Origin of the sequence: Veillonella dispar (assembly GCF_900637515.1) — a bacterium.
GTDB classification, from domain to species: domain Bacteria; phylum Bacillota; class Negativicutes; order Veillonellales; family Veillonellaceae; genus Veillonella; species Veillonella dispar.
In genome coordinates this window covers 1959897-1972465 of the sequence record NZ_LR134375.1, presented here as the reverse complement: position 1 = coordinate 1972465, position 12569 = coordinate 1959897, and the positions used below count along the sequence as shown (strand labels likewise).

General features: G+C 38.9%; 11 protein-coding genes and 2 pseudogenes. 11 read left to right on the top strand and 2 right to left on the bottom strand.

Going from position 1 to position 12569, the window contains the following annotated elements; translation table 11 throughout:
- Positions 1–74: 74 nt before the first annotated feature.
- The 3 genes and pseudogenes from EL171_RS10100 to EL171_RS09250 form a co-directional block, all read left to right on the top strand.
- Positions 75–164: pseudogene (locus tag EL171_RS10100) on the top strand (superoxide dismutase); the annotation flags it as partial.
- Entirely contained in the window at positions 160–516 is a 357-nt protein-coding gene (locus EL171_RS09255) for a superoxide dismutase (protein ID WP_005385060.1), read from the top strand. The pseudogene EL171_RS10100 and the gene EL171_RS09255, both read left to right, overlap by 5 nt.
- 320 nt (positions 517–836) lie before the next feature.
- On the top strand, positions 837–2393 hold the full coding sequence (locus tag EL171_RS09250; protein WP_005385061.1) for a DUF438 domain-containing protein: 1557 nt from the start codon (positions 837–839) through the stop codon (positions 2391–2393).
- Positions 2394–2557: 164 nt separating this feature from the next.
- On the opposite strand, the gene EL171_RS09245 is transcribed toward EL171_RS09250, so the two are convergent.
- Positions 2558–3751, bottom strand: coding sequence for a MalY/PatB family protein (locus tag EL171_RS09245; protein ID WP_039968857.1), 1194 nt, complete (start codon positions 3749–3751; stop codon positions 2558–2560).
- 451 nt (positions 3752–4202) lie between these two features.
- Here EL171_RS09245 and EL171_RS09240 point away from each other — a divergent pair, with 451 nt between their 5' ends.
- The gene (locus tag EL171_RS09240; protein ID WP_005385065.1) at positions 4203–5555 is read left to right on the top strand and encodes an NAD(P)-dependent oxidoreductase; all 1353 of its coding nucleotides are present in this window, start codon (positions 4203–4205) and stop codon (positions 5553–5555) included.
- Between the two features lie 346 nt (positions 5556–5901).
- Complete coding sequence (locus EL171_RS09235; RefSeq protein ID WP_039968859.1) at positions 5902–6177, top strand: helix-turn-helix domain-containing protein; 276 nt, start codon at positions 5902–5904, stop codon at positions 6175–6177.
- Here the strand turns inward: EL171_RS09235 and EL171_RS09230 are convergent.
- Positions 6155–6832: a lactate utilization protein gene (locus EL171_RS09230; protein WP_005385067.1), complete on the bottom strand. Its 678-nt coding sequence runs from the start codon at positions 6830–6832 to the stop codon at positions 6155–6157. The two genes, EL171_RS09235 and EL171_RS09230, sit on opposite strands and share 23 nt — an antisense overlap.
- Positions 6833–7215: 383 nt before the next feature.
- Here EL171_RS09230 and EL171_RS09225 point away from each other — a divergent pair, with 383 nt between their 5' ends.
- From EL171_RS09225 to EL171_RS09200, 6 genes and pseudogenes are all read left to right on the top strand, one after another.
- On the top strand, positions 7216–8430 hold the full coding sequence (locus EL171_RS09225) for an ATP-binding protein (protein WP_039969295.1): 1215 nt from the start codon (positions 7216–7218) through the stop codon (positions 8428–8430).
- A 56-nt stretch (positions 8431–8486) separates the two neighbouring features.
- Positions 8487–9485 carry a phosphate acetyltransferase gene (pta, locus tag EL171_RS09220; protein WP_005385072.1) on the top strand — a complete coding sequence of 333 codons (999 nt, stop codon included), beginning with the start codon at positions 8487–8489 and terminating at the stop codon, positions 9483–9485.
- A gap of 206 nt (positions 9486–9691) precedes the next feature.
- Complete coding sequence (locus EL171_RS09215; protein ID WP_039968862.1) at positions 9692–10486, top strand: hypothetical protein; 795 nt, start codon at positions 9692–9694, stop codon at positions 10484–10486.
- Between the two features lie 32 nt (positions 10487–10518).
- The gene (locus EL171_RS09210; RefSeq protein WP_005385076.1) at positions 10519–11061 is read left to right on the top strand and encodes a glutathione peroxidase; all 543 of its coding nucleotides are present in this window, start codon (positions 10519–10521) and stop codon (positions 11059–11061) included.
- A 261-nt stretch (positions 11062–11322) separates the two neighbouring features.
- Positions 11323–11678, top strand: a pseudogene (locus tag EL171_RS09205) (winged helix-turn-helix transcriptional regulator).
- 134 nt (positions 11679–11812) lie between these two features.
- A complete protein-coding gene (locus EL171_RS09200; protein ID WP_005385079.1) occupies positions 11813–12514 on the top strand; it encodes an MBL fold metallo-hydrolase in 702 nt (233 codons plus the stop codon).
- Positions 12515–12569: the final 55 nt, after the last annotated feature.

Genomic DNA, 12569 nt, shown 5'->3' with positions numbered 1-12569 from the left:
GTGTATCGAAACGCTTTCACAAGAACGATATAGTATTTACTATCGTTCGCGCCCTATATTTAAGGAGGACTATTATGAAACCTTTCGAACTCGCACCATTACCATATGCTTATGATTATCTTGAGCCTGTTATCGACGCAGAAACAATGAAATTGCACCATGACAAAACCAGACACTTCCAAATTGCAAGGTCCTTTGAAAGAGGCTATCGACGCTGATCTTGGTGGTTATGATGATTTTGTTGAAAGCTTCTCCGCTGCAGCAGCAACACGCTTTGGCTCTGGTTGGGCATGGCTTGTGGTAAACAAAGATGGCAAACTAGAAGTGACATCTACTGCAAACCAAGATAACCCTCTACTAGAAGGTAAAACAGCAATCCTTTGCTTAGATGTTTGGGAACATGCATATTACTTGCATTACCAAAACCGTCGCCCAGACTATATCAAGGAATTCTTCCGCGTTATTAATTGGGACAAAGTTTCTGAAAACTACGAAAAAGCATTGAAACAAAACTAATAAATCTCTCAGAACTTTCATCTCTCTAAAAACTAGATATATATTTAATAGATAACGGATAGTTGGTTCAAAGCGTTCTAAATGATTAGATGACTTTGAATGCTTAGCTATCCGTTATTTTTATATGAAATTTCGATATTTTGGAAATATCTTTCAAAAGTATAGCCATGGATACAGATTTTCCAATCGATATCGTTTATCATAGTGTCATAGGTTATTTTAGATAAACCTTTCAGAATGTAAATTGCCTTGTATACGAAGACGTATAGAGGATTACTCACATATGTAATAAACAATATTTTTGACACGAGGGGATCAAAATGGAAAAGAAATTAGATTTGTCCAAATCCGTATATGATTTGGTAACAGAATATCCTGAAGTAACAGAGATTATGAAAAGCTTAGGGTTCAGTGAAATCACAAATAAGGTGATGTTGAACTCTGTTGGTAAAATCATGACCATTCCTAAAGGGGCTAAAATGAAGGGCGTATCCATGATCGATATCGTGAGCGCATTCATGAAAGCTGGTTTTACCTTGGAAGGTGAAATGCCAAATCTACACGGTGATGAAGCAGCATCTGCTAAAGATGCTCCTGTAGAGACTGTGGCTGCTCAAGTAGAGGAGCCTAAAGCTAGCCAAAATACAGAAACTAATGAAGATGACACTGTTACAGATAGCGAACGTGTAGAACAATTGAAAGGTTTCTTGAAACGTTTGGGCACAGGCGAAGAGCTTGGTTCTGTTCGTGAAGATTTTGCGAGCCAATTCAAGCATGTTGAAGCTAGCGAAATCATGAAAGCCGAACAAGGGCTTATGCGCGAAGGTACACCTTTAGAAGAGGTACAACAATTATGTGACCTTCACTCTGCATTGTTCCATGGTTCTACCATTCATGAACAAATGGATGCTGAACATGCTAAGGTAGAGGCTGTCCTAGAAGCTCAAGAAAAGAGCAAGAGTGTAGTGACTTTGGTAGAGACTGTAGGTCATCCACTCAACCAATTAACAGAGGAAAATAAAGCTCTCGATGCATTGATTGAATCTATTCGCCCTAAAGTGGCAGATAAAACAGCCACTATTGATGATGTAAATACAGTGCGCCAAGTATCTGTTCATTATGCTAAAAAAGGCGACTTATTATATCCAAAATTGAAGGTGGATTATGCAATCGGTGGTCCATCCATGGTTATGTGGACTGTTGATGGCGATATCCGCGACCAACTAGGGGACTTAGCAAAATCTAGTCAAAGTGTAGATGATTGGTATAGACGTTTTGATGAGCTTCTTACACGTGCTCAAGAAATGATCTACAAAGAACAAAATATCTTGTTCCCAATCTGTGCAGAAAACTTCAGTAAAGAAGAATGGTACCAAATCTACAAAGATACAGCACAGTATGAAGAAATCTTTGGCGTAAAACGCATTGCATGGCCAGAGGCTGATGCAGCATTAGCTACACAAACTTCAAAATCAAGTGGTGATGACAATGCTATTGGTTTAATTGGTGGTACGCTAACTGTAGATCAACTCGATGCTATGCTCAATACAATGCCAATGGAAGTAACCTTCGTTGACCATGAAGATATCAACCGTTACTTCAATGATGGTGAAAAGGTATTCAAACGTCCTACTACAGCTATCGGTCGTGATGTGTACTCCTGCCATCCACCAAAGGTTGAACCAATTGTACGCGGCATTATCGATTCCTTCCGTAAAGGTGACCGCGATAATGTGGCAGTATGGCTTGAAAAACAAGGTCGTCCATTCTATGTAAACTACATGGCTGTACGCGATCAAAACAATAACTATATTGGTACATTAGAACTCGTACAAGACATGCAATTTGCAAAGGAACATTTCGCTAGAATTAAATAAAAACTAGTGTAATACTAGTTGTGTGATACAGTGAAACTTTGATACAAAAGGCTGCTCTAACATTGAATGATGCTAGAGCAGCCTCTTTTATTTGGACGAAATGAATTCTCTAATATGATTAATGTATTTCCTGAATTAATGTATTTTTTGATAAGAGGTACCCATTAAGGGTGTACGTACTTGATAATATTATGGGTAGCAGTCCTGATATTTTCAAGGCTAGTAGCCAAGTTTAGGCGTACAAAGGTAGTGTAGTTTTTGCCTCCAAACCATTCGCCAAAGCTTGGTGCGATGCGGCATTTATTTTCAAATAGGTCATGCATATTTTCCGCCTTTACATAGGCACCAAAATCAATCCATGCTAAATAGGTGCCGTCCATAGGGCTGATGCGGATTTGTGGTAATGCCGTACAAAGCTCTCGGCACAGATATTCATAATTTTCACGTATAACAGCTAGTACATCTGTGAGCCATGCCTCTGCCTCTGGATGTGTGTAGGCTGCAGTGATAGCCGTTTCGGCAATAACGTCGGAGTCCGTATGGTATACATGCGCTTTATAGGCGTTGAATTGGCTTCGCAGTTGTTCGTTAGGAATGATAACCTCTGCGTGGTGCAAGCTAGCCATATTGAACGACTTCGAGAGGGAGGACATTGCAATAATGTTATCCGCATAGGCCCCATTGCTTACCGTCAAGGCAGATGTAAAGGCCGTTGGTCCCGTAATCAGGTCTTGATGGATTTCATCACTTATAATGAGCACATGGTGCCGTTGGCAGATTCTGAATAATCGATCCATTTCCTGTTCTGTCCATACGTGGCCTACAGGATTGTGCGGATTGCAGTGAATGAACAATTTAACATCGTGTTCGGAAATAGCTCTTTCAAAGGCATCGTAATCTACGGAGTAGCGATTATCTTCGGTGCGATTCATAGGAACAGCGATAATTTGACGTTGGGCATCGCTGGCACTTGTATCAAAGGCGCCATATACAGGACTTAGAACGGCGATGGCATCATTGGTTTTGGTAAAAGCCCCAATACACCACATAATCCCTGTAATGACATTGGGCGCACTGGTGAGCCATTCTTGCTTAAGACTACAGTTATGCCGGCGTTTGTACCAGCTCATAACTGCCTCTATATAATCCGGATTTGTCATGGTGTAACCTAGAGGGTTAGCTTTCACATAGCTACAAATGGCTTCTTGAATGCACTGAGGAGGCATAAAGTCCATATCGGCCACCCATAGTGGTAATAAGTCAGTGCGGCTGAATTTTAAATGCTCGCCATCCCATTTGCGGGAATGAGAACCGCGGCGATCGATATAGTATGTTTTAGTAAATTCTATGGTGTTCATGGTGAACCTCTTACATTCTGCTAGATTCATAAGAAATCTTGTGTAATTATATATCAGTTCGGTGTCACCAACATCTATGAGTGTATGTTAATGTGGTGCAAATCAATTATTCTGTCTATTATCAGTATACATGCATAGATATATATGTAAATATACACTTAAAAATCACTGTTACCATATTTTTCGTTTCTATGCAATCCTTGCATGAATAGGGGCTATATTCGTATACAAAAGGTGCTTTATTTGCTTGACTGTTGGGACTTTCACAATTTAGAATATACTATAGAATAGTGTGTGTCTGACCAGTGACCACACGTCTATCGAATGGTTACAAAAGATAAATCTTAGCAGCATGTGGCGACATCCCTATGTGAGAGGGCTCATCGGATTGTTCAGGTACATGCAACGCTGTATAAGTATAGTACTGGATCCTTGTTAGGAGGCATGTGCCATGAGTAACGAATTAAAACCACTACATTTTGATGCGGATTATACAATGGAGGAAGCGCTCGCTGAGGCGAAACGTTGTCTAAATTGTCCAAAACCATTGTGCCGTATGGGTTGCCCTATTGAAAACGAAATCCCTCGTTTCATCCAAGCTATCGCGCACGGTAACTTTGGTTTAGCCAATGATATCTTGGCAGAACGTACAAACTTGCCATCCATTTGTGGCCGCGTATGTCCGCGCGAAAACCAATGTGAAGGTAACTGTATCATGAACAAGGCGAAAAAACCGCCTATTAACATCGGTAAATTGGAACGCTTTGCTGCTGATTTTGAAAGCATCAATGAACTTCGTAAACCTAAGAAGATTAAACAAGATCTTGGTAAGGTTGCCGTTGTAGGTTCTGGCCCTGCAGGCTTGTCCGTAGCAGGCGACATCGCTAAACTTGGCTACGATGTAACTGTATTTGAAGGTCAATCTGAACCAGGTGGCGTACTTTTATTCGGTATTCCAGAATTCCGTTTGTCTAAATCCGTTGTACGTCGTGAAATCGCGCGTCTTGAAGGTTTAGGCGTTAAATTCGTATGTAATACATTTATCGGTCAAGATAAAACATTGGATGAACTCTTCGCGGAAGGTTTTGACTCTATCTTTATCGGTACTGGTACACATATTCCTCAAGAAGTACGCATGGAAAATGATGAAGTGCATGGTGTATTCCAAGCAATGTACTTGTTGACGAATGTACAATTGGTAGATAATGGCGAGCTTGATGAAGCTCAAATCCCTGTTAAAAAAGGTGATCGCGTAATTATCATCGGTGGTGGTAACGTAGCGATGGATGCGGCTCGTACATGCGTACGTTTAGGCTGTGAATCTGTTACTGTAGCATACCGTCGTAGCCAAGAACAAATGCCAGCATTGTTGTCTGAATACGAAGAAGCTCGTGCTGAAGGCGTTCAATTCCAATGGTTCGCTTCTCCAGTAGGCGTAGAAGGTAAAGACAAGGTAGAAGGCTTCAAATACGAAGTGATGGCTCTTAACGAAGATGGCGCAGGCATCCACGGTACTGGTAAGTTCCAAGTTATGCCTGTAGATAAAATCATCATCGCTGCTGGTCATAAACCAAATGCTCGTCTTATCGGCGAAGGTAATAACCTAAAAGTAGACGAAAAAGGCTACATCATTACATCTGAAGATCCATATGGTATGACTAACCGTGACGGCGTCTTCGCTGGTGGTGACGTTGTACATAAACCGGCTACTGTAGTATTGGCAATGCGCGAAGCTAAAAAAGCTGTGGATGGCATGGTTAAATACATGGAAATCAAAAAAGCTCAAGAAAGTGCTAACCAATAATCCTATATCTAGTAATGATATGGCAACATTACTATTCAAGTGTATTCATAATGAATGGATAATGTATAGAAACTATACAAATCTAGATATTATCTATGCTGATTGGTGTAATATAGTACATGTTTAGTACTAATTATCTCTATATATACAATAATTACACGAATTGTTGAAAACATACAGAACGTAATATGCATAGAAAAAAGCCTTACTAGAACTAATTGATACATTAGTTTTTAGTAAGGCTTTTGTGTTATTACTTTTCAACTGCTACTAGGCAGTGCACCTACGAAATCAGTATAGTAAAGGCATAACCATGTGTTGAGTGTGAAAGTAGATAGAGGTTGCTATGAATTCTATTCTATGTTGTCGTGATATACAGATTCGACAAGAGGTTCACAAACTAGGCGTATTAATTTTACTTTGGCGTAGACAATTGGGCATGACGCAGTATCAGTTGGCAGATAAGTCAGGTCTAGCCCAATCTTATATTAGTGATCTTGAAAGTGGTGCTATCGACCCTCGATGGTCTACTATTTATAGAGTTGTATCTGGATTAGGGCAGATGAGCGTACAAGACTTTCTAAATGGGCCACAAACCATTAGAACCCTAAGGATTCATTGATGATAATAATCTCCATGGTTTGCATATTGCGCATCTTTTTGTAGTAGATTGTTAAGGCGTTGCAAATGCGATCCGGAGAACCACAGTCATAACACTTTTCTTCTAATTTGGCACAAGGATTGAGGGAGCTTTTCTTATTCTTTTTACTGTTCAATGGAGCTGCTACATTCCGTGCTCGATAAATAGCGGACGCTAAGTCAGGGGTAATCTTATTAATCCCTAGCACAAAGAACACCTCTTGGGAACCAAATAAAGAAGCTGCTACACGATTGCCTGTGCCATCGATATTGACCATCTCACCCGTTTGAGACAATGCATTTACAGATGTGAGAAATACATCACGGCCCATGGTGCGTAATGCAGTGTCGCGGAAACTTTCACCAGGGAGAGGTCGTTGGATATCTGTTATGTCGTCGTTGACCTTGGATAAAGCATCATGAACCTTGAGCTCTAATAAGGTGCGGGAATCGCCGATAGCCACTCGTTTATTTTGAATGCGAGATTGTAAATAATTAACAGCCTCAGTGCCTGTTTCAAAATAATGAACTACGAAATTATTGTGCTCTAAAGCTTTAATCGTTTTCTCTATATCGATGGGAGCATCATTGATTTGGGGATTGATAACTGCGTTGATTGTCGTTTCTGTATTGGCCATGAGTCCTCCGATATTACATATAAACTAGTGAGGCAAACCATATTTTTTTAGTTTATATAAGGTAAAACTTACTTTATAAGTAATATAAAGTATTTCTGTTACTAATATTGTACTGTTTTATATTGTGGTTATTCAACAAATGGAGAGCGTTTTTTTAGGCCAAAAATGATACCGATAGTATAGATTGTTTTTGATGTAAAATATTGGAATAGAATCCATATTTGAGTACTAAATAATAAAACTTTGGAATGAAATCCAACTTTATGATAAAATTAATATAAAGTTGGAATGGAATCCAAATTTATTAGGTGGCTAGTATGATATCTAATACTACTAATAAGTGGGTTCCATCTATGAGAAAATACATAGATGCGGAGGCCCTTATGAAATTAATTCAGCGCCAAGGATATCTAGATTTTTTACGGCGTAATCGAGAGCGGCCTATTATTAAGGTTGTTTCTGGAATACGTCGTTGTGGTAAATCTACATTGTTTAGGCTGTTTAAAGATGAGCTATTGGCAGATAATGTGAAGCCTGAACAGATTATTTCCATTAATTTTGAAGAATTGGAATACGAGCATTTGCGAGATTACCATGCGTTGTATCAATATATTTTAGAACGCATGCAGCCTGATGAAATGAACTATATTTTTCTTGATGAAATTCAACATGTAGATCAATTTCATCGTGTCGTAGATAGCCTGTTTGTAAAAGAAAATACAGATTTATATATTACGGGCTCCAATGCATATTTTATGTCTTCTGATATCGCTACATTATTGACTGGACGGTATGTAGAAATTCAGATGTTACCACTATCCTTTAGGGAGTTCTACCATAGTAAATATGATGGTAATCAATATTCTTTAATTCCTGCGTATGAGTCTTATCTTCGTGAAAGTTCATTCCCTTATACTCAGCAATTAGGAGGCGAAGATTTTGATATTCAGGAATATCTACGCGGTTTATACAATACATTGTTATTACATGATGTTGTAGCTCGATTAAAGATAAATGATGTTACCATTTTACAAGATATGGTGCGATATATTATGGCCAATGTGGGAAGCCTACTTTCACCCAATAAAATAGCTAACTCTCTTGTTAGTGCTGGTCGTAAAATTGACAACAAAATAGTAGAACGTTATTTGCAAGGCTTACAGGATAGCTTATTGCTGTATAAGGTAAATCGTTATGATGTGCGTGGAAAAGAATTGCTACGCATTAATGCAAAGTATTATAGTGTAGATGTAACATTGCGCAATTTATTAGTGGGAAATGCTAGTCGTGATGCGGGCCATATTTTAGAGAATATTGTTTTTCTTGAACTCATCCGTCGTGGCTATACAGTATATGTAGGCCAATTAGCTAAGGGCGAAATTGATTTTGTGGCACAAAAAGCAGGTGTTCCAGAATATTATCAAGTAAGTGAAACTGTACTAGATCCTAATACATTAAGCCGTGAACTTGCGCCTCTTGAGGCTGTACAAGATCAATATCCTAAGTTTTTGCTCACCTTGGATGAATTAAATAAAAATGCAAATTATGACGGAATTCAACAACGAAATGTTTTAGAATGGTTGTTAGAGAGCTGTTAACTTGCTATAATAATAGTATTGATATGGCATAAGCCAATGTTAAGGAGGCAAAAATCGTGGATTTAATTCAAAAATTAAAAGACCAAGTAAAACCATTAGGTAAAAAAATTGTGTTGCCAGAATACAAAGATGAACGCGTATTGAAAGCAACTGAAATCATTTTGAAAGAAGGTTTCGTAACACCTGTACTCGTTGGTAACCCTGCAGAAATCGCTGAAGCTGCTAAAGCTGTTGACGTGTCCATCGAAGGTGCTGAAATCATCGATCCAGCTAACTACGATCGTTACCAAGAAATGGTTGATACATTCGTAGAATTGCGCGCTAAAAAAGGCATGACTCCTGAAAAAGCTGACGCAACTATGAAAGGTGACTGCTTATTCTTCGGCGCTATGCTCGTTCGTCTTGGCGCAGTAGATGGCATGGTTGCTGGTTCCGGTTGCCCAACTGCAAACGTATTGCGTGCTGCATTACAAGTTGTAGGTACTAAACCAGGTCTTAAAACAGTATCTTCTTCTATGTTCATGTTCACAAGCAAAAAAGAATATGGCGACGACGGTATGCTCGTATTCTCCGACTGCGGCGTATTGCCTAACCCAACTAGCGAACAATTGGCTGATATCGCAGAATCCACTGTAGAAAAAGCTCGCAAAGTTGTTGGCATGGCTGACCCTCGCGTATCCATGTTGTCCTTCTCCACTAAAGGTTCCGCTTCCACTCCAGAAGTAGACAAAGTAGTAGAAGCTGTTAACATCTTGAAAGAACGCAATGTTGACTTCAAATTCGACGGCGAATTACAATTGGACGCTTCCATCGTTCCTTCCGTAGCAGAAAAGAAAGCTCCTGGCTCCGACGTAGCTGGTAAAGCTAACATCTTGATCTTCCCTGATCTTCAAGCTGCTAACATCGGTTACAAATTGGTACAACGCTTCTCCGGCGCTGACGCTCTTGGCCCATTGATTCAAGGTTTGGCTAAACCAGTTCATGACCTTTCCCGTGGCTGCTCTGCTCAAGACGTTGTAGACGTTGCTGCTATCGCTGCTGTTGAAAGCATCTAATTTCAACTACAACTTCATTTGAAATATTTCAATGAAATAGAAAAAGCTGATTCTTCGGAATCAGCTTTTTTGTTTGTATAAATCTATATAGAAGGTGTATGATTAGGTTAAATAAAGTTGATTAATGTACTTAATCAATGTATTACGTAAATGCACTTGATACATACAAGTATTATTCTGTTTGGAGTCGTGAAAAGGAGAGGGCTATGATTTCTGTATTCGACACAAATCCTGTTGTTTTTGAAAGTAATGATCGTACGTTAACAATTAGTTACAATGGTGTACTCTGTAAAGATGCAAATGGTACTGTTACGACTGATATTGATTTTGATGACGTAAATGAGCTATATCTTACAAGATATTTAAATTCAAATAGTAACTATTCGATTATATTTAGAGACCATAATTGGAAAAACATAGAAGGTCAAGATTTAGACACTGACCGTAAAGGATCTAATGCTGGTCATAATATTCGTGAAACAAAAGCAATCATTGCTGCCTTTGCTCGCCATAAATTGACAGCGGATTTTCCTGCAAATTTAGATACCCTTCAATTGCCACTTGATTACTCCTACATGGGAAAACGAGAAATTACCATTAAAAATGGTGTTATCTCAAATGGTAAGGTAGATATCCCTATTAATGAAATTCGCCGCGTAGTATGTGCCTCTAATGGTACGATTAGCAAATTGTTAGTCTATAAGGAAGAAAAACCTAGCTCCTTCTTCAAAAAGATTTTCGACAAATGTGATATGAAAATCACGTTGAATGCCATTACCCTGCCATTATTAGAAGCCATCGTAACGCGCAATACAGGTCATGGTATCGATTTTAGTCGTGGTAATGGCTTTGATCAAAAGGACTCCAACTATATCATCATTCGTTACCTTGACTCTGGATTCTTCCTAGAAAAAGACGGTACAGCACCTACAGAGTGGCAAAAAACTGCGGCTGAGACTACAGCTAAATTTAATTACGATGTAAAAACATTATTAATATAATATTAGTTTTATTGTGAAAGTTAGGAGTTACTATGTCTGTATATCAATTTTCTCTGCCTAATAAGTCTGGTGAATTGCAATCGCTACAAAATTTTGAAGGCAAAGTTCTTATTGTTGTTAATACGGCAAGTAAGTGTGGATTTACTCACCAATATGAGGGGTTAGAGGCTCTTTATAAGAAATACAACGAACAAGGTTTAGAAATTATTGCGGTCCCTTCCAACCAGTTTGGCGAGGAAGAGCCTGGTTCTAATACCGAAATTCAATCCTTTTGCAAGGTAAATTATGGGGTTACTTTTACTGTGATGGGTAAATCTGATGTGCGTGATGAAAGTGCCTTGGATTTATTCAAATATATGATTAAAGAGCAACCATTTAAAGGGTTCCCGCCTAGTGATAAGACAGAAATGCTTACAGACTATCTCAATGGCATTGATCCTAACTATCTAAAGGACGATGAGGTAAAGTGGAACTTTACTAAGTTTGTTATAGATCGTAAAGGTAATGTGGTAGGGCGCTTTGAGCCTGTTGTAAAACCGATGGAAATGGAATCTTTTATTAAAACATTATTATGATTTTGGCAGACGACTAAATTTTAGGGAATAAGTGACATTGATTTATAATATCTCTTGCTTCTTAAAAGTGTTCGTTTAGTAGCGTACTTAGTATGGTAAAGAAAAGAACCGCTAGTTTTGTAACTAGCGGTTCTTTTGTGTATATAGTAATATTAGCGAACATAAATATTTGTACCCTAAAAAAAGATACCATAAAATGCTTGAAATAGTAAAAATATGTGATAACATTTGAATTATATTAGAGCGAAAAGGAGAATCACCATGGCAGAGCAACTCGTAAATGTTCATGATTTAGTGGGCCGCTGTCCCTATGCAACGAGCCAAAAGTTATTAGCCGGCAAATGGTCTTTATTGATCATGCACGAATTATCTGAAGGTCCTGTGCGCTTCCGTGAGTTAGAGCGCCGCTTATATCCAATTACGCAAGCCACTCTTACTAGAGCTCTGCGACAAATGGAGGATGACGGTTTAGTTCATCGTGAAGTATATGGTACTATTCCACCTAAGGTAGAATATAGCCTTACCGAAGTGGGGCAGAGTTTAAAGCGGTTCTCGCATCTCTTGAAAAATGGGGGAACCAATATATCGACTATATGAAAGCCGCTGGCCGCATTTAAGAAGCGACAGCGGCATTTCTGCCCTTATATATGATATAAATAGCCATTTGTTTGTGCCATGTATTAAGAAAAATATGGTATAATAAACAATACGAATGATATAAATTCTCAATAAATGAGAGGTATTGATAATAATGTTAAATGTTACTTTTTTAGCGCATAGTGGCTTTCTTGTAGACGACGGTAAGCGTTGCTATGTGTTTGATTATTATAAAGATCCTAACAATATTGTTTGGCAATTAGCAAAGCGTGGTCGTGAGCTTTGGTTCTTTGTAAGCCATGTTCATGCGGATCATTTTAATCCATCCATTACAGAGTTTGATGGTCCTCAAACGCGCTACATTTGCCATCAAGATGTGCCCTTAGAAGGCAAGGTAAAGAAATGCATTACCATGCGTCCAGGTCATGATGCTACATTAGATGATGTAGGCATTCATATGTATGGTAGTACCGATGAAGGCGGTTCTTTCTACGTAAAGACAAATACTGCTAACATCGATTCTGATTCTATCTTCCACGCAGGTGACCTCAATTGGTGGCATTGGCTTGGTGACACGCCAGAGAATAATGCTGATGCAAAGCGCATGGCGTGGCGTGAGTTCAAAGAATTGGATGGTTTATCTGTCGATGTAGCGATGTTCCCTGTAGATAATCGTTTGGAAGACGCTATGGAGTGGGGCGCCATTGAGTTTTTGCGCCGTGTAGAGGTGAAAAAAGCTTTTATTCCGATGCATCTAAATGGACCACTATGGACACCATCTGTGTATTTTAAAGCTCTCTTCGGCGATGTCCCTGTATGGGAACCTCAAAAAGAAGGCGATGAATGCACATTTTAACTAAAGTGTTAATCGGATGCTCTAGCAGATGATTGATACACATATTAAATATACT